This is a genomic window from Bradyrhizobium tunisiense, from assembly GCF_042263385.1.
Lineage (GTDB): Bacteria > Pseudomonadota > Alphaproteobacteria > Rhizobiales > Xanthobacteraceae > Bradyrhizobium > Bradyrhizobium tunisiense.
Genome location: NZ_JBHLEV010000003.1, coordinates 573,251 through 591,395, shown reverse-complemented (window position 1 = coordinate 591,395; position 18,145 = coordinate 573,251). Strand labels below are relative to the sequence as shown.

16 protein-coding genes are annotated in these 18,145 nt (G+C 64.0%); 5 read left to right on the top strand and 11 right to left on the bottom strand.

The features are described 5' to 3' along the window. Nucleotides 1-13: 13 nt before the first annotated feature. Nucleotides 14-925 carry a LysR family transcriptional regulator gene (locus ACFDR6_RS16075; RefSeq protein ID WP_212080055.1) on the bottom strand — a complete coding sequence of 304 codons (912 nt, stop codon included), beginning with the start codon at nt 923-925 and terminating at the stop codon, nt 14-16. Between the two features lie 133 nt (nt 926-1,058). On the opposite strand from ACFDR6_RS16075, the gene ACFDR6_RS16070 reads away from it, so the two are divergent. The 3 genes from ACFDR6_RS16070 to ACFDR6_RS16060 are packed head-to-tail and all read left to right on the top strand — an operon-like array spanning nt 1,059 to nt 4,315. After that, complete coding sequence (locus ACFDR6_RS16070; RefSeq protein WP_375858839.1) at nt 1,059-2,210, top strand: HlyD family secretion protein; 1,152 nt, start codon at nt 1,059-1,061, stop codon at nt 2,208-2,210. Nucleotides 2,211-2,215: 5 nt separating this feature from the next. Next, nucleotides 2,216-3,823, top strand: coding sequence for an MDR family MFS transporter (locus ACFDR6_RS16065; RefSeq protein WP_317242276.1), 1,608 nt, complete (start codon nt 2,216-2,218; stop codon nt 3,821-3,823). 30 nt (nt 3,824-3,853) lie between these two features. Continuing rightward, nucleotides 3,854-4,315 (top strand): carboxymuconolactone decarboxylase family protein, encoded by a 462-nt coding sequence (locus ACFDR6_RS16060; protein ID WP_317242275.1) that lies wholly within the window; start codon nt 3,854-3,856, stop codon nt 4,313-4,315. Nucleotides 4,316-4,444: 129 nt separating this feature from the next. Here ACFDR6_RS16060 and ACFDR6_RS16055 read toward each other — a convergent pair whose 3' ends face one another. The 6 genes from ACFDR6_RS16055 to ACFDR6_RS16030 form a co-directional block, all read right to left on the bottom strand. Then, entirely contained in the window at nt 4,445-5,305 is an 861-nt protein-coding gene (locus ACFDR6_RS16055; RefSeq protein ID WP_375858838.1) for a D-amino-acid transaminase, read from the bottom strand. 206 nt (nt 5,306-5,511) lie between these two features. Next, nucleotides 5,512-6,243: an amino acid ABC transporter ATP-binding protein gene (locus tag ACFDR6_RS16050; RefSeq protein ID WP_212080042.1), complete on the bottom strand. Its 732-nt coding sequence runs from the start codon at nt 6,241-6,243 to the stop codon at nt 5,512-5,514. A gap of 12 nt (nt 6,244-6,255) precedes the next feature. Next, nucleotides 6,256-6,948, bottom strand: coding sequence for an amino acid ABC transporter permease (locus ACFDR6_RS16045; RefSeq protein ID WP_212080041.1), 693 nt, complete (start codon nt 6,946-6,948; stop codon nt 6,256-6,258). Nucleotides 6,949-6,951: 3 nt separating this feature from the next. Next, nucleotides 6,952-7,683 carry an amino acid ABC transporter permease gene (locus tag ACFDR6_RS16040; protein ID WP_212080040.1) on the bottom strand — a complete coding sequence of 244 codons (732 nt, stop codon included), beginning with the start codon at nt 7,681-7,683 and terminating at the stop codon, nt 6,952-6,954. A gap of 117 nt (nt 7,684-7,800) precedes the next feature. Further along, the gene (locus ACFDR6_RS16035) at nt 7,801-8,712 is read right to left on the bottom strand and encodes an amino acid ABC transporter substrate-binding protein (RefSeq protein ID WP_212080038.1); all 912 of its coding nucleotides are present in this window, start codon (nt 8,710-8,712) and stop codon (nt 7,801-7,803) included. A gap of 98 nt (nt 8,713-8,810) precedes the next feature. After that, complete coding sequence (locus ACFDR6_RS16030; protein WP_375858837.1) at nt 8,811-10,196, bottom strand: M20 family metallopeptidase; 1,386 nt, start codon at nt 10,194-10,196, stop codon at nt 8,811-8,813. A gap of 273 nt (nt 10,197-10,469) precedes the next feature. Here ACFDR6_RS16030 and ACFDR6_RS16025 point away from each other — a divergent pair, with 273 nt between their 5' ends. Then, nucleotides 10,470-11,849: an LLM class flavin-dependent oxidoreductase gene (locus tag ACFDR6_RS16025; protein WP_375858836.1), complete on the top strand. Its 1,380-nt coding sequence runs from the start codon at nt 10,470-10,472 to the stop codon at nt 11,847-11,849. 112 nt (nt 11,850-11,961) lie between these two features. Here the strand turns inward: ACFDR6_RS16025 and ACFDR6_RS16020 are convergent, their stop codons facing one another. From ACFDR6_RS16020 to ACFDR6_RS16005, 4 genes are all read right to left on the bottom strand, one after another. Next, on the bottom strand, nt 11,962-13,623 hold the full coding sequence (locus ACFDR6_RS16020) for a thiamine pyrophosphate-binding protein (RefSeq protein ID WP_375858835.1): 1,662 nt from the start codon (nt 13,621-13,623) through the stop codon (nt 11,962-11,964). Nucleotides 13,624-13,731: 108 nt separating this feature from the next. Further along, nucleotides 13,732-14,235, bottom strand: coding sequence for a GFA family protein (locus ACFDR6_RS16015; RefSeq protein WP_212080031.1), 504 nt, complete (start codon nt 14,233-14,235; stop codon nt 13,732-13,734). A gap of 122 nt (nt 14,236-14,357) precedes the next feature. Then, nucleotides 14,358-15,485, bottom strand: a complete 1,128-nt coding sequence (locus tag ACFDR6_RS16010; protein ID WP_375858834.1) for an alkene reductase — start codon at nt 15,483-15,485, stop codon at nt 14,358-14,360. Nucleotides 15,486-15,600: 115 nt separating this feature from the next. Continuing rightward, complete coding sequence (locus ACFDR6_RS16005) at nt 15,601-17,097, bottom strand: aldehyde dehydrogenase family protein (RefSeq protein ID WP_212080027.1); 1,497 nt, start codon at nt 17,095-17,097, stop codon at nt 15,601-15,603. A gap of 181 nt (nt 17,098-17,278) precedes the next feature. Between ACFDR6_RS16005 and ACFDR6_RS16000 the strand changes: the two genes are divergently transcribed. Then, the gene (locus tag ACFDR6_RS16000; protein ID WP_317242268.1) at nt 17,279-18,124 is read left to right on the top strand and encodes an SDR family NAD(P)-dependent oxidoreductase; all 846 of its coding nucleotides are present in this window, start codon (nt 17,279-17,281) and stop codon (nt 18,122-18,124) included. The last annotated feature ends 21 nt before the right edge of the window (nt 18,125-18,145 follow it).

Sequence of the window (18,145 nt, the reverse complement as noted above, 5' to 3'; positions counted from 1 at the left end):
CGACATAACGACTTCATGCGTACGGATTGATCAGCTTCTGCTGCTCGGCGCTGTGATGCACCAGCATGTCGATGAAGGTCCGGACCTTCGCCGACAGGTGATGCCGGTGTGGATAGACCGCGTTCATCGACATCTCGACCGGACGATATTCGGGCAGCAGCCGAACGAGGTGCCCAGCGTCGAGATCGCCCTGGACGAGAAAGCCGGCCATCAGGCAGACGGCCGCGCCCTCCAGCGCCACCTTCCGCAACGCTTCGCCGCTGTTGGTGATGAAGCTGCCGGAGACGCGCACCGATGCCGGCGAGCCCTTGCGATCGAAGAAGCGCCAATCGTCACCGAAGGGATAGTTCAGATGTCGCGCGCAATTGTGCGCGGCAAGCTCGCCGAGCTTGTGAACACGACCATGCTTTTCGAGATAGTCGTGCGAGCAGCACAGCACGTGGCGCCAGGTGGCGAGGCTGCGGACGATCAAGCTGGAGTCCGGGGGCGAGGTCATGCGCAGAGCGACGTCATAGCCCTCCTCGATGAGGTCCACCTCGGCTTCGCCCATGCGCAGATCGATCTTGAGTTCCGGATAGGCCGACAGGAGCTTTGCCGCGACGGGCGCCACGAAGGGCACCATGTGCGTGGCCACGTGGATGCGCAACGTACCGCGCGGCACCAACTGCAATTCGCTGGCGATGTCGTCGGCCTGTTCGAGATCGGCGAGAATCTGGGTGGAACGGTCGTAATAGGCCTTGCCGATTTCGGTGAGGCTCACCTTGCGCGTGGTGCGGTTGAGCAGGCGCACGCCGAGCCGGTCCTCCAGCGCCTGCACGTGGTTGCTCACCATGGTGGTCGACATGTCGAGCTTACGGGCTGCGGCGGAGAAGCCGCCGGTTTCGACCACCCGGACAAAGGCGGTGAGGCTGGTAAAGCGGTCCAAGGCTCGACGCTCCAATTATCCGCTAAAACTGGATAATGCTTCCATCAATTCCGGGATTATCACAATTGGCTGGACAACGCATCTTAGGGTCGTCCAGACGCTTTTCGGCGTCCGTGAAGTTTTCGAGGATGCCATGTCGAACGCCTCTTATGTCGCTGAAACCAATAAACAAACCAGCCTTCGCCCATCCCGCCAAGCCATCAAGCGCGCAGCCTTGGGCCTGGCATTGGCACTCGGCGTCGCCGCCGCCGGCCATTACGGCTATGACTATCTGACGACGGGCCGCTACCTCGAATCCACCGACGACGCCTATGTGAAGGCCGATTCCACGATCATCGCACCCAAGGTGTCCGGTTACATCGCAAAGGTGCTGGTCGGCGACAACGAGAAGGTTCGGGCAGGCCAGGCGCTGGCCAAGATCGACGACCGCGACTTCAAGGCGGCGCTCGACCAGGCGGAAGCCGACGTCGCCGCCGGCGAAGCCTCGGTGCGCAATATCGACGCCCAGCTCGAACTGCAGCAGCCGATCATCGAGCAGAGCACGGCCGATGTCACCTCCGCCGGCGCCAATCTGAAATTCGCTCAGGAGGAGCGCGCCCGCTACGACGACCTGATGAAGTCGGGCTCCGGCACCATCCAGCGCGCGCAGCAGACCGACGCGGCGTTGCGCGCCAGCAGCGCGCAATTGCAGCACGCGAAATCCGGCCTTCTGGCCGCACAGCGCAAGATCGACGTGCTCACCACCCAGCGCGCCCAGGCCACCGCTCAGCTCGAACGCGCCCGCGCCGTCGCGCAGCAGGCGGCGCTGAACCTGTCTTATACCGAGATCAATGCGCCGGTCGACGGCACTGTCGGCGCCCGGAGCTTGCGAGTCGGCCAGTATGTGCAAGCCGGCACGCAATTGATGGCGGTGGTGCCGCTCGATGCGGTTTATGTCGTCGCGAATTTCAAGGAGACCCAGCTCACGCATGTGCGACCGGGACAGCCGGTCGAATTGCACGTCGACAGCTTCCGCAACAAGACGCTGCGCGGCCATGTCGACAGCCTGTCGCCGGCGAGCGGGCTCGAATTCGCGCTGCTGCCGCCGGACAACGCCACCGGCAATTTCACCAAGATCGTGCAGCGCGTTCCCGTGAAGATCGTGCTCGACGACCACAGCCTCACCGGCCTGCTGCGCCCCGGCATGTCGGCGGTGCCGACCGTGAACACCAAGCAGGCGGTTCTGACAGAGCGCGAGACGGCCAAGCGTCTGGCCGACACCACGTCTCGCGCCAATGGCGGCTGAAATCCATGAGCACGCTCCAACCGACCGTCAATGCTACCGGTTTCTCCGCCTCCGCAGCGCCCGCCGCACCGGCGGTGTCGGCCAAGACCTGGATCGCGGTGATCGGCGCCACGCTCGGCGCTTTCATGGCGGTGCTGAACATCCAGATCGTCAACGCCTCGCTGGCCGACATCCAGGGCGCGATCGGCGCCGGCATCGACGACGGCGGCTGGATTTCCACCTCCTATCTGGTCGCGGAGATCGTGGTGATTCCGCTCTCCGGCTGGCTCGCACAGGTATTCTCGATCCGGATCTATCTGCTCACCAACGCGATCCTGTTCCTCCTGCTGTCGGCGGCCTGCGCCCTGGCTCAGGACCTGCCGCAGATGATCGTGCTGCGCGCCGTGCAGGGCTTCACCGGCGGCGTTCTGATTCCGATGGCGTTCACGCTGATCATCACGCTGCTGCCGCGCGGAAAACAGCCGGTCGGCCTTGCGTTGTTCGCGCTGTCCGCGACGTTCGCTCCTGCGATCGGCCCGACCATCGGGGGATATCTCACCGAGAATTTCGGCTGGGAGTACATCTTCTACGTCAACCTCGTCCCCGGCGCGATCATGGTCGGCATGCTCTGGTACGCGCTCGACGCACAGCCCATGAAGCTGTCGCTGCTGCGCGAGGGCGACTGGGCCGGCATCATCACCATGGCGATCGGGCTGTCCGCGCTCCAGACCGTGCTCGAGGAAGGTAACAAGGACGACTGGTTCGGCTCACCCTTCATCGTCAAGCTGTCAGTGATCGCGGCCGTTGCGCTGGCCGCCTTCCTTATCATCGAACTGACGGTGAAGAAGCCGCTGCTCAATCTGCGCCTGCTCGTTCGCCGCAATTTCGGCTTCGGCATGCTCGCAAATTTCCTGCTCGGCATTGCGCTCTACGGTTCCGTGTTCATCCTCCCACAATATCTCTCGCGCATTCAGGGTTATAATGCCGAACAGATCGGCATGGTGCTGGCCTGGACCGGATTGCCGCAGCTCCTCTTGATCCCGTTCGTGCCGCGCCTGATGCAGAGGTTCGATGCGCGGATCATCATCGGTGTCGGCTTCGTGCTGTTCGCCGCTTCCAACTTCATGAACATCTATATGACCAGCGACTATGCCGCAGACCAGCTGCTGTGGCCCAACATCGTCCGCGCCATCGGCCAGGCGTTGGTGATGGCGCCGCTGTCGGCCGTCGCAACCGCAGGCATCGAGCCGGAGAACGCGGGCTCGGCTTCCGGCCTGTTCAACATGATGCGCAATCTCGGCGGCGCCGTCGGCATCGCACTGCTCCAGACCGTACTGACCAAGCGCGAGCAGTATCACTCCAACGTGCTGATGCAGTCGGTCTCGGTGTTCGAGCAGGCGACGCGCACGCGGCTGGAGCAGCTCACCCAGTATTTCGTCAATCACGGCATCCTCGACCGTGCAGACGCCGCGCATCGCGCCTATGTCGCGATCGGGCGTATCGTGCAGAAGCAGGCTTATATCTTCGCCTTCAGCGACACCTTCTATCTGCTCGGCATGGCGCTAATCGTGGCTTTGGCCGCCGTCCTCTTCCTGAAGAAACCCGGCCAGGCCTCGGCCGGCGGAGCCCACTGATCCCAACCAGAGAGAGCAAGGAGAACGACCATGAAGCCCCGCATGAACTACTACCAGGCCGCGCCCGAAACGATCAAAGCACTGATGGCACTAGAGACGCAGATCCAGTCGACGGGCCTGGAGAAATCATTGATCGAACTCGTCAAGATCCGGGCATCGCAGATCAACGGCTGCGCCTTCTGCATCAACATGCACACCGAAGACGCGCGCAAGCGCGGAGAGACCGAGCAGCGCATCTACCTGCTCAATGCCTGGCGCGAATCCCCGCTCTACTCGGACCGCGAGCGCGCCGCGCTGGCCTGGACGGAATCGGTAACGCTGATTTCGCAGACGCATGCGCCCGACGATGTCTATGAGCAGGTCCGTGCGCAGTTCTCCGAGGAGGAAACGGTAAACCTGACCATGCTGATCGGCGCCATCAACGCCTGGAACAGGATCGCGATCGCGTTCCGTGCGCTCCATCCGGTGAAGGTGAAGGCGTCGGCGGCGTGAGGCATCCGCACCTGTCATGCCCCGCGAAGGCGGGGCATCCAGTGCGCCGCGGCCCATCGGGCCCATCACTGTCGTCACGACGTACTGGATCGCCCGGTCAAGCCGGGCGATGACAGCTGCACCTGCGGCTCAAACCGCCGTCGCCTTGGCGAATTCCACGTAGATCTCGCGCAGGCGCGTTGCCATCGGGCCGGGCTTGCCGTCGCCGATCTTCTTGCCGTCGATCGCAACCACCGGCTGGACGAACAACGACGCCGAGGTCGCAAAGGCCTCCTTGGCGGCCAGTGCCTCGGCGACCGTGAACGAGCGCTCCTCGACGCGAAGCTGACGCTCTTCGGCGAGCGCCACCACCGCCTTGCGGGTGCAGCCGGGCAGGATGGCGTTGGAGTTCTTGCGCGTCACGATGACGTCGTCCTTGGTCAGGATGAACGCCGAGGACGAGCCGCCCTCGGTGACGTAACCGTCCTCCAGCATCCAGGCCTCGCCCGCTCCGGCTTCGGCCGCCGCCTGCTTCGCCAATACCTGCGCCAGCAGCGCCACGCTCTTGATGTCGCGCCGCTCCCAGCGGATGTCGGGCACGGTGATCACGTTGATGCCGGTCTTCGCCGACGCCGCGTTGACGATGTCCTTTTCCGAGGTGAACATCACCAGGCTCGACTTGATGTCGCCCTTGGGGAAGGCGAAGTCGCGGCCCGTGTCGGCGCCGCGTGTCACCTGGAGGTAGACGAGGCCGTTCACGACCTTGTTGCGTGCGATCAGCTCCTTCTGGAGCTCGGTGATGCGCTCGACCGTCTCCGGAAGCTTCAGCTTGATCTCGCCGACCGAACGCTCGAGCCGCGCCAGATGCGAGGCGTTGTCGACCAGCTTGCCGTCGAGCACGGCCGAGACCTCATAGATGCCGTCTGCGAACAGGAAGCCGCGATCGAGGACCGAGATTTTGGCGTCCGAGAGCGGGACGAACGAGCCGTTGACGTAGGCGATCGGGTCCAAGGCAGATCTCCTGAGGAGGGAAAGGGATTTGCCTGCCCGTATACGGGATTTGTTGGGGCCACGAAACCCTCAACCCGTCATTTCCGGGGCGGCGCGAAGCGACGAGCTATGGTGCGCAATTGCGCACCTGAGAATCCATTTCGCCCCGCGCACGCGGCCTGATGGATCCCGGGTTCGCGCTACGCGCGCCCCGGGATGACGACCGGTTAATGCGACAATATCTTCGACAGGAACTTCTGCGCGCGGTCGCTGCGCGGCTGGCCGAAGAAGTCTTCCTTCGCCGCGTCCTCGACGATCTCGCCGCGGTCCATGAAGATCACGCGATTGGCCACCTTGCGGGCAAAGCCCATCTCGTGGGTGACGACCATCATGGTCATGCCCTCATGAGCGAGGTCCACCATGACGTCGAGCACCTCGCTGACCATTTCAGGGTCGAGCGCCGAGGTCGGCTCGTCGAACAGCATGACGATCGGATCCATGGCGAGCGCACGGGCGATCGCAACGCGCTGCTGTTGTCCCCCGGACAGGTTCGCGGGATACTTTTGCGCCTGTTCCTTGAGGCCCACGCGCTCCAGCAATTGCATGCCTTTCGCCATCGCCTTGTCGCGCGGCCGGTCGAGCACCTTCTGCTGCGCGAGGCAGAGGTTGTCGATAATCTTCAGATGCGGGAACAGCTCGAAATGCTGGAACACCATGCCGACCCGCGAGCGGAGTTTCGGCAAGTCGGTCTTGGGGTCGTTGACCTTGGTGCCGTCGACGCTGATGTCGCCGCTCTGGAACGGCTCCAGCGCGTTGACGCATTTGATCAGCGTCGATTTGCCCGAGCCTGAGGGACCGCAGACCACCACGACCTCGCCCTTGGTGACGCTGGTCGTGCAATCGGTCAGCACCTGGAAGCTCGGCGTGTACCATTTGTTGACGTGGCTGATTTCGATCATGAGCGGCTAGCCCTAGCGGATGATGGCGATGCGCGCCTGCAGGCGGCGGACGCCGAAGGACGCGATACAGGAAATGGTGAAGTAGACGACCGCTGCGAACAGATACATTTCGACCAGACGCCCGTCGCGTTGCGCCACCTTGCTCGCCGCTCCCAGGAAGTCCGTGATCGACAGGACGTAGACCAGCGAAGTGTCCTGGAACAGCACGATGGTCTGCGTGATCAGAACCGGCAGCATGTTACGGAAGGCCTGCGGCAGCACGACGTAGCGCATGGTCTGGGCGTAGGTCAGCCCCAGCGCGCTGGCGGCGGCCGGCTGTCCGCGCGAGATCGACTGGATGCCGGCACGCATGATCTCGGAGAAATACGCCGCCTCGAACATGATGAAGGTGATGAGCGAGGAGGCGAAGGCGCCGACGCTGATCGGGCGCGAGGCACCGGTCACCCACTGCCCGATATAGGGCACCAGGAAGTAGAACCAGAAGATGACCAGCACCAGCGGCAGCGAGCGCATGAAGTCGACATAGACGCCGGCGACCCGGCCAAGGATCTTGAAGCCGGAGAGCCGCATCAGGGCGAGTGCCGTGCCGAACACGAGACCACCGAGCGCTGCAAGGCCCGTCAGCGTCAGCGTGAACGTCATGCCCTCGAAGAACAGATAGGGCAGCGCGCGGCGGATGACGTCGAAATCGAGATTGCCGAACATCGCTTATTTCCCCGTGATGTAGCCGGGGATCGCGACCCAGCGCTCGAGGAAGCGCATGGCGGTCACGACGACGGCGTTGACGAGAAGATAGAGGATGGTTGCGGCGGTGAAGGCCTCGAACACCTGGAACGAGAATTCCTGCATCGAGCGCGCCTGCCCCGTCAGCTCGAGCAGACCGATTGTGATCGCAACCGCGGTGTTCTTGATGGTGTTGAGGAATTCGGAGGTCAGCGGCGGCAGGATGATGCGAAACGCCATCGGCAGCAGCACGTAGCGATAGCCCTGCGCGGTGGTCAGGCCCAGCGCCGTTGCGGCCATCTTCTGCCCGCGCGGCAATGAGCCGATGCCGGCCTGCAGTTGCACGGCAACGCGCGCCGACATGAAGAAGCCGACGCCGATCGCCGCCGTCCAGAACGGGGCGTTCGGCAGTTGTTTCAGCCAGGTGCCGGCGGCTTTCGGCAGCAATTCCGGCAGCACGAAGTACCACAGGAAGAGCTGCACGAGCAGCGGCATGTTTCGGAAGAACTCGACATAGGCAAAGCCGAACCAGTTCGCCCCCTTCGACGGCAGCGTGCGCATCACGCCGACGAGCGAGCCGGTGATCAGCGCGATGACCCAGGCCAACGCCGCGGTCTTGAGGGTCAGCACCAGGCCCGACAGCAGCATGTCGAGATAGGTACCGGTCCCCATCGGGTTCGGCTGGAAAAAGATTCCCCAGTTCCAGTTGTAGTTCACGTATCCCCCGCGCGAACGCGCCCGTCATTGGACGACCCGGACGCCTATGCAAATGTCCGGCCACCCTGGTGTCAAGAGTGGCCGGACATGATTTCGATCGAAAGTTCGAGGTTTTGCCTACTTATAGTCGTCCGGGTTCGGCGAATCCGTCGGCTTGGCGAACTCGTTCTTCAACTCGGCCGAGATCGGCGTGTTGAGGTTCAGCCCCTTCGGCGGGATCTTCTGGGTGAACCATTTGTCGTAGATTTTCTGGGCTTCCCCGGAGGTGTAGAGCGCAGCGGTTGCCGCATCGACCACCTTCTTGAACGGCGCATCGTCCCTGCGCAGCATGATGCCGTAGGGCTCCGGCTTGGAGAACGCATCCTTGGAGATGGCGTAGTCGTCCGGCGACTTCGAGCCGGCGACGAGGCTCGCCAGCAGGATGTCGTCCATCACGAAGGCGACCGCGCGGTCCGTCTCGACCATCAGGAAGGCCTCGGCGTGGTCCTTGGCCGGGATGATGTTGGCGCCGAGGCTCTTGGCGACGTTGGCCTCGGTGAGCTGCTTGATGTTGGTGGTCCCGGCGGTGGAGACCACCGTCTTGCCCTTGAGATCGTCGATCGACTTCAGGCCGCTCGACTTCTTGAAGACGTAGCGGCTGGCGGTCAGGTAGTGGGTGTTGGTGAAGGCGACCTGCTTCTGACGCTCGGCGTTGTTGGTGGTCGAGCCACATTCGAGGTCGATGGTGCCGTTCGCCATCAGCGGAATGCGTGTCGCCGAGGTCACCGGGTTGAGCTTGACCTCAAGCTTGTCGAGCTTGAGCTCCTTCTTCACGGCGTCGACGATCTTGTAACAGATGTCCATGGCGAAGCCGACCGGCTTCTGGTTGTCATCGAGATAGGAGAACGGGATCGAGGAGTCGCGGAAGCCGAGCGTGATGGCGCCGGTGTCCTTGATGTTCTTCAGTGTGCCGGTCAGCTCCTGGGCTCCGGCCTGGCTGACGGCGAAGGTCGCGGCGAGCGCGAGCCCAATGCTACGGAAATGTTTCACTTTTTTGTCCCCTTTCAGGATGATGCGGCCAGATGCAAGCACAAATCGGCCCGGATTAGAATGTGACTTTTGGCTGGATCGCGGCTCAGGTTAACGGCTCAGGTTAGGGGTTCTGGCAATTGACCGAGATCCCAGAACAGGCCGGCCATCACCGTCAAGGCTTCTTCGGTCAGAGGCAGCAGGATGTGCTCATTGGGCGCATGCTGGGAGCAGCCGGGATAGGAGTGCGGGACCCAGATCGTCGGCAGGCCGAGGATCTCGGAAAATACGTCGTTGGGCAAGGAGCCGCCGAAATTCGGCAGCACCGCCGGCGGCTTGCCGGTGGTCTCGCGCACCGAATCCGCCGCCCATCTGATCCAGGGGCTGTCGAAGTCTGTGCGCGATGCAGCAAAACTCTGGGCCGCCCGCACCTCGACCATCGGAAAACCCTTATCAACCAGATGCGCGCGGATGGCCTCGATCAGCCCGTCGATCTTGGTGCCAACCACGAAACGCAATTGCAGCACGGCATTGGCATGTCCGGGAATGGCGTTGGCCGGCTTCTCGATATTGCCGGACGACATCGCCAGCACTTCCAGAGTGTTCCAGGCGTAGAGCCGCTCGGCCGCCGACAATCCCTCCTCGCCCCAGTCCTCCGCGAGTGCCGGCTCGTCCTCGGTAGGGACCACCTGCACATCGGCCAGATAGCTGCGGATCTGGTTGGTGAGCCGCGGTGGTTTCAGGGCGTCGAGCCGGAGGCGGCCGTGGCCATCGACCAGCGTCGAGATCGCGTTGACCAGAATGGTCGCGGGATTGGACAGCACGCCGCCCCAATTTCCGGAATGGTGGCCGCCATCGCGCAGGTTCACATCCAGATGAATGCGGATGCCGCCGCGACAGCCCAGGAACAGCGTCGGGCGGTCGGCGGACAGGCGCGGCCCGTCGGAGGCCATGAACAGATCTGCCTTGAGCGCGTCGCGATTGAGGTCGCAGACCTTGCCGAGATCGGGCGAGCCGATCTCCTCGCCCATTTCGACGATGAACTTGGCATTGAAGCCCAGCTTGCCGCCACGGGCGTCGCGGACCGCGCGGAGCGCCGCCATGTTGATGCTGTGCTGCCCCTTGTTGTCGGCGGTGCCGCGGCCATAGAGCCGCGCGCCGGCAACCGTCGTGCGCCAGGGATCGCGCCCCTCGCGCCACTCGCCTTCCATGCCGTCGACGACGTCACCATGGCCATAAATCAGCACGGTGGGCGCCGTTGCGCTCTCGTGATGCTCGGCGAACAGGAACGGCGCCTTGCCGCTGGGGGATTCGACGATACGGCTGGTGAAATCCAGCGCAGCAAATGCCGGCTGCATCTCCTGCTCCAGATATGCGCGCAGCTCGGCGCCGCGGCAGGGGTTCTGGCTTTCGGTCTTGAAGGCCACGCGGCGGTCGAGCTCGGTGAGAAACGCGCCGGACTTGAAATCCTCACGGGCGCGGGCGATGGCGTCGGCTCTGGTCATGACGTGCTTTTCGAGACTTTGAGACGAAGGACTTTACCCGCACGGGTTGGCCTTCGAAAGTGGCGGGGAGTTCGATCGTTCCTGTATTCTTTTGTCGTTCGCTTCTAGTTCTCTCGGGATTTCGTTCTTGCTCTCTTGAGATCGGCTTGCCAAGTGCAGCAGCGGACCTGATTTGGCCTTGCCATGCGCAGGTTATATGCAAGAACTTCGCCAAGTTCGGGCGGCACGACTACCATTCGAAGAGCGCGCAGTACAGAGCGCCGGGGAACGATCATGGCCAAGCAGATCAGGCTCAACGCCTTTGCAATGAATTGCGTCGCGCACCAGTCGCCGGGTCTGTGGACCCATCCGCGCGATCGCACCGCCGAGTATAACCGCCTGCCCTACTGGATTGATCTCGCCAGGACGCTGGAGCGGGGCCGCTTCGACGGGCTGTTCCTGGCCGACGTGCTCGGGGTCTACGACGTCTTTGGCAACAGCCCTGACGCGGCCCTGCGCAACGCAGCACAGACGCCGTCGAACGAGCCGCTGCTGCTGCTCTCGGCGATGGCCGCGGTGACGCAGAATCTCGGCTTTGGCGTCACCAGCAATTTGTCGTTCGAGCCGCCCTACCCGTTCGCACGGCGAATGTCGACGCTCGATCATCTCACCGAGGGCCGGATCGGCTGGAACGTCGTCACCGGCTATCTCGACAGCGCCGCCCGCGGGGCCGGCAAGGACAAGCAGACCGGACATGACGACCGCTACGACATCGCCGACGAATATATGGAGGTGGTCTACAAGCTCTGGGAAGGAAGCTGGGAGGACGACGCCGTGCTACGCGACCGCAAGCGCGGCATCTTCACCGATCCCACGAAGGTTCATCGCGTCAATCATGAGGGCGCGAACTACCGGATCAATAACACCATCCATCTCAGCGAGCCCTCGCCCCAGCGCACGCCCGTGCTGTACCAGGCCGGCACCTCGCCGCGCGGCCGGCAGTTCGCGGCCAGGCATGCCGAATGCGTGTTCATGTCGGGACCGTCGGCCAAGATCATCGCGCCGCGCGTGGCCGCAATCCGCGAGGAAGCCGCCAGGATCGGCCGCAACCCGGCGGAGATCCTGATGTTCTCGATGATGACGATCATCCTCGGCCGGACCGAAGCCGAGGCGAAAGAAAAGTACGCCGACTATCGCCGCCACATCAGCCCCGAAGGCGCGCTGGCGCTGATGTCGGGGTGGACCGGCATCGACTTCTCCGGCTACGAGCTCGACCAGCAGGTGCGTCACGTCCAGAACGATGCCGGCCGCAGCGCGCTCGATAACGTCACCCGCGGCGATCCCGACCGCGTCTGGACCGTGCGCGACGTCATCGAGCATGTCGGCATCGGCGGCGCCGGCCCCGTCGTGGTCGGCACGCCCGAGAGCGTCGCCGACAAGATCGAGGACTGGTTCGAGCAGACCGACGTCGATGGGCTCAACGTCGCGTTCGCGATCTCGCCCGGCGATTTCGAGGATATCTCGGACATGCTGGTGCCGGAGCTGACGCGGCGCGGACGGTACAAGCCGGAATATGCGAAGGGCACACTGCGGGAGAAGCTGTTCGGCGATGGTCGCGCAAGGCTCGGCGCACCGCATCCGGCGGCGGGTTATCGGGTGGGGAAGACGGGGTAGGCTGCCCGTTGCTCGTCATTGCGAGCGCAGCGAAGCAATCCAGAATCTCTCCGCGGAAACAGTCCGGATTGCTTCGTCGCTTCGCTCCTCGCAATGACGGCTGACGCCGGCCCTACACCTTCCCGTCCACCATCACCTCGATCAGCTTCGTTCCCGGCCGGCCAAACGCCGACGCCAGCGTCGCCTGCAACTCGGCGGGATCGCTGACCTTGATCGCCTCGCAGCCCAGCGCTCTCGCGACGCCGGCGAAATCCACGGGGGGATCGACGAAATCCATGCCGACATAATTGTCATCGCCGTGGAAGGCGAGCAGGCGCTGCTTGATGATGCGGTAGCCGCCATTGTTGGCGATGACGACGTTGAGCGGCAGCTTGTGATGCGCCGCGGTCCACAGCGACTGGATCGAATACATCGCGCTGCCATCGCCCGAGAAACACACGACGGGGCGATCCGGATTGGCGATGCTGGCGCCGACCGAGGCCGGCAGGCCCCACCCGATGCCGCCGGAGGCAAGTCCGTGATAGCCGTAGCGGTCGCGGTGCGGATGCAGTGCCGTGATCTGGCGGCTCGAGGTGAGGCCTTCGTCGACCAGGATGGCATTGTCAGGCATGGCCTCGACCATCCGCAGCACCAGGAAGTCGGGATCGATCGGGCTGCGGCCGGCGCTCCTGCCGATCTGCTCGACCAGCGCGGCGCGGCGCGCGGTCCAGTTCTTCGGCGCCAGCTCGGCGAGGCGCTGTTTTGCACGGCTCGCGAGTGCGGCGCCGCCCAACTCCTTCAGCACCGGGATCAGCGCGCGCAGCGTTTCCTTCAAATCCGCCTTCAGCGCGATCTCCGCGCCGTAGTTCTTGGCGATCTCCCAATCGACGAGGCCGATCTGCACGATGCCCAGACCATCGGGCAGCGCATCGACCTCGCTATAGACGGACATCCGCAAGGGATCGCCGCCGAGCGCGACCAGGAGATCGTGCGGGGCGAGTGTATCGCGCGCGACCTTCTGCACGCGCGCCAGCGTGCCGACGAAGCTCGGGCTCTGCGAGAGGAAGTGCGACCCATAGGGCGTGGACGATTGATAGGCCGCGGCACCGAGCAGCTCGGCGAGTTCGGCCGCCTCCTCGAGCGCGTCGCTCTTGACCACCTCGTCCATGGTGACGATGACGGGGCGCTCGGCCTTGAGCAGGCGCGCGGCGAAAGCCTTCAGCGCTTCATCCGACGGCTTGGTGCGGGCATCGATCCGGGTGGAGCGGCCGAGATCGATCCCGGCCTCGCTGTTGAGGATGTCGCCGGGCAGCGAGATGAACACGGGGCCGGTCGGCGGGGTCATCGCAACCTTGGCGGCGCGGCGGACGATGCGCGGCAGATCTTCCAGCCGCGTCACTTCGACCGCCCATTTCACCAGCGGCTCGGCCATGCGCACCAGCGGGCCATACAGCACCGGCTCCATCAGGCCGTGGCCCTGCTCCTGCTGTCCCGCGGTGAGGATCATCGGCGTGCCCGTGAACTGGGCGTTGTAGAGCGAGCCCATGGCGTTGCCGAGACCGGGCGCGACATGGACGTTGCAGGCAACGAGCTTGCCGGAGGCCCGGCTATAGCCGTCGGCGATCGCGACCACCAGGCTCTCCTGCATCGCCATCACATAGGTAAGGTCGGGATGGTCCTTCAGCGCATGCATGATCGGCAGCTCGGTGGTCCCGGGATTGCCGAACAGATGCGTGATGCCCTCGTCCTTGAGCAGCGCGAGAAAAGCGGAGCGGCCGGTGATCTTGTTCTTCATGTTTCCTCCAGGAGCGGACGTTGCCGCAAGGACGGCGGCATGATGGCCGAAATTTCCGGAGACGCGCAAGGAAGCGCGGTCATGGCTGCGTTGCGCGGGAACGCAGCGCTAAGCCTCCTCCCGCCCCAGCTCGAACGGATCTTCACCTCTCGATCGCTTCTTCCTTCTCGAGCGCTGCCAGACCACGCCGGGAAAACCTTTCAGCGGCACCAGCGGCTCGCCGGTATAGGCCCATTCCTGCAGCTCTTCGATCGCGATGTGATAGAGCGGCTGGCGGCCGGTGCGTTCCTTGAAAAGCGCACGGGGGATGTTGACCATGTGCGGCCCGCGCGGGCGCTCATAGGCGATCGGCGTGCCGCAATGCGAGCAGAAGCTGCGGGCGGTCTTCGTTGTCTTATCCTCGTATCGGCTAAGCGCCGACTTGCCCGAAATGATGCGAAACCGCTTCGTCCAGCTTCCGACATAGGTCGCGTAGGCCGCGCCGTGGGCGCGGCGGCTGGCGGCGGAGTGATCGTGCCAGGCCCAGCGCGCAGGGACGTCGATCTCGAAGCGGATTTTGCCGCAGAGGCATTGGCCGGTGGCTTTACCTGCGGCGGCTGCGGCTTTGGCCATGGTGTCTCCTCATCGTCATTCCGGGACGCGCCGAAGGCGCGGGCCCGGAATCCATCGAGCGGCAGTCCAAGAACGAAGATGGATTCCGGGCTCGACGCTTCGCGTCGCCCCGGAATGACTGGTCAGGCCGGCGTCAGTTCGTCATACGTCGGATAATCCGTATACCCCTTCTCCTCGCCGCCGTAGAACGTCGCACGATTGTACGGCGTGATCGGGTAGTCATGCTGCATGCGGCGCGGCAGGTCCGGATTGGAGATGAAGATGCGGCCGAAGGCGATGATGTCGGCGTGGCCATCGGCGATCGCCGCGTTCGCAGTCTCGCCGGTGAAGCCGCCGGCGGTCATCAGCACGCCACTATAGAGCGGCCGGAACAGCACCATCGCGGAGGGCACATTCTCCCAATGGACGTCGGCACGGCCGGCGCCGCTGGAGCGCGGCTCGATGAAGTGCAGATAGGCAAGCCCGAGCTTGTCGAGCGCCTTCACCACGTGGGTATAGAGCGGCATCGGAGCGGGCTCGCCGGAATCATTGGCGATGCCGTGCGGCGACAGCCGGACGGCGACGCGGTTCGCGCCCCAGACGTCGATCGCGGCTTGCGTGACTTCGAGCAACAGGCGCGCGCGGTTCTCGATCGAGCCGCCATATTGATCGGTGCGCTGGTTGCTGCGCGATTGCAGGAATTGCTCGAGCAGGTAACCGTTGGCGCCGTGGATCTCGACGCCGTCGAAGCCGGCGGCGAGCGCATTCCTGGCGCCTTGCCGGAAAGCTTCGACGATACCCTTGACCTCCTCGGTCTCCAGCGCGCGCGGCGTCTCATAGTCGGAGATCTTGCCGTCTGCCGTCATCGCCTTCATGCCTTCCGCCTTGATCGGGATCGCGGAGGCCGAAACCGGCAGCTCGCCGCCGTGGAAGGATGAATGCGAGACGCGGCCGACATGCCAGAGCTGGAGGAAGATGATGCCGCCCTTGGCGTGGACCGCGTCGACCACCTTGCGCCAGCCGGCGATCTGCGCCTCCGAATAGATGCCCGGTGTCGCCGGATTGCCGCGGCCATGCGAGAGCACCGGCGAGGCTTCGGCGATGATCAGGCCGCCCTTTGTGGCGCGCTGGCCATAATATTCGGCGTTGAGCGGCCGCGGTGAGAAAGTCTCGCGCTCGGCGCGCATGCGCGTCAGCGGCGCCATCGCGACGCGATGTGCAAGCTTGTACGGACCGACCTGCAACGGTTTGAACAACGCCTCGAATTTCATGTGGTCCCCGGATGTCTATGAAAGGATGTGGATCATATAGCGAGGGGGCGGTCGCCGGAAAGGCGCCGCCCCAAGTAGATATTCCCCCTCGTGGAAGGCGGAAGAGGACAGATCTTTAAGCCGTCTTGATCCAGACGGCCTTCACGTTGAGATATTCCTCGACATGCTGCTTGCCGGACTCGCGGCCGTAGCCGCTCATCTTGTAGCCGCCGAAGGGCACGGCAGGATCCATCGCCTGGTAGCAATTCACCCACACCGAACCTGCGCGCAGCGATTTTGCAACCGCGTGCGCCTTGCTGACGTCGCGCGTCCACAGGCCGGAGCCGAGGCCGAAGGTGGTATTGTTGGCGCGCTTGACGAGTTCGTCCATGTCCTTGAACGCGATCGCGGAGATGACGGGACCAAAAATCTCCTCCTGCGCGATGCGCATATTGTCCTGGACGCCCGCGAACACCGTCGGCGAGACGAAGAAGCCCTTCGACAGCGCGCCTTCGGTAGCTCGGCCACCGCCGGCGAGTGCCTTCGCGCCTTCCTTCTGGCCGATGTCGAGATAGCCGGTGACGCGCTTGAGTTGCTCTTCGGACACGAGCGGGCCGATCTGCACATTGGGATCGAGACCGTTGCCGACCTGCAGCTTCTTGCCGAACTCGGCGACGCGGCCGACGAACTCCTCGTAGATCGACTGCTCGACGAACAGCCGCGTACCTGCGCTGCAGATCTGGCCCGAATTGGCGAACACCGCCATCGCCGCGCCGGGCACGGCGGCATCGAGATCGGCATCCGCGAACACGATGTCCGGCGACTTGCCGCCGAGCTCGAGCGAAACACGCTTCAAGTTTCCGGCCGAGGCGCGGATGATCGACTGGCCCGTGACGTGCGAGCCGGTGAATGCAACCTTGTCCACGTCATGATGCGAGGCGAGCGCGGCGCCCGCGGTCTCGCCGTAGCCGGGCACGACGTTGATGACGCCGGGCGGAATGCCTGCCTCCATCGCCAGCTCGGCGATGCGCAGCGAGGTCAGCGGCGCCTCTTCGGCGGGCTTGAGCACCACGGTGCAGCCGGTCGCGATTGCCGGGCCGATCTTCCAGATCGTCGCGGTGAGCGGACCGTTCCAGGGGATGATGGCGCCGACGACGCCGATCGGCTCCTTCAACGTATAGGAGAAGATTTCGCCAGGCAGCGAGTTCTCGATGGTCTCGCCGTGGATCGCCGTGGTCTGGCCGGCGTAGTAGCGCAGCATGCCGACGGCGCGCAGGCGATAGGCGCGGGTGCGGCTGAGCGGCGCGCCCATGTCGAGCGTGTCGAGCTGCGACAATTCGTCGAAATTCTTCTCGACGAGATCGGCAAGCTTCAGAAGCAGGTTCTGCCGTTCGAACGGCTTGACCTTGCTCCAGGGTCCTTCGAAGGCGCGGCGGGCGGCGGCAACCGCACGATCGATGTCTTCCTTGTCACCCTCGGCGACCGTTGCGAGCAGCTCGCCTGTCGCGGGATTGCGGGTCTCGAAGCGCTTGCCTGAGGCTGCATCGACCCACTTCCCGTCGATCAGCATCTGCTTGTAGGACCCGTTCGCGAACGGATGACGCGTGATCGGAATAGCCTGCGACACAGCCATGGCTGCACTCCCTGTCAGGTGATTGATTGGTTCGATCTGGGCGGGATCGTTGCGTTGAAGGATACAGCGGTGCCGGATAGGCGTAAAGGCAGCGCGGAACGAAGACCTCCCATGCCGACTTGTGCGGGGTCACAGCAGCGCCATGTTATAGCTCGAGCAAGCCCCGCTCCGGAGACGTCCCATGCCACATCCCGCCATCGTGAAAAACAATGTTGCCGTGATCACCGGTGGCGCGTCCGGCATCGGATTGGCTGCAGCCATGGCCTTCGCGCGCGCCGGAATGAAGGTGTGTATCGCGGATGTCGATGAGGCTCGACTGACCGAGGCCGCAACAAAACTCTCATCCGTTACCGATGCCACAAAGGTGATGACCTCCGTCGTCGATGTCAGCAGGGCCGAGAGCGTGATGGAACTGGAGCGCGCCGTGGGCGCGCATTTCGGCGGAACCGACCTGCTCATGAACAATGCCGGCATCCAGCCGGGCAGCACGCTGCTCGGCGAACCCGACCATTGGCAGCGCATCATCGCCGTCAACATGTGGGGCATCATCAACGGCTCGCGCATCTTCGCGCCCCAGATGATCGCGCGTGGCAAAGGCGGCCTCATCATCAACACGGGCTCGAAGCAGGGCATCACTACACCGCCGGGCGATCCCGCCTACAACGTCTCCAAGGCCGGGGTGAAGGCGTTCACCGAAGCGCTCCAGCACGAGCTGCGCAACACAAAAGACTGTCGCATCACGGCACACCTGCTGATACCGGGCTTCGTCTTCACCGGCCTCACCGCAAAGGGGCGCACCGAAAAGCCGGCCGGCGCCTGGACGCCGGAGCAGACGATCGATTTCATGCTGGCGCGGCTGGAGATGGGCGATTTCTACATTCTCTGCCCGGACAATGACGTACCGCGCGTGCTCGACGAGAAGCGCATGGAATGGGCCGCCGGCGACATCATCGAGAACCGCCCGCCGCTGTCGCGCTGGCACCCGGACTATGCGGATGCATTCAAGAGGTTTGTGGAGGGGAACTAGATCTTTCCTTCTCCCTTGAGG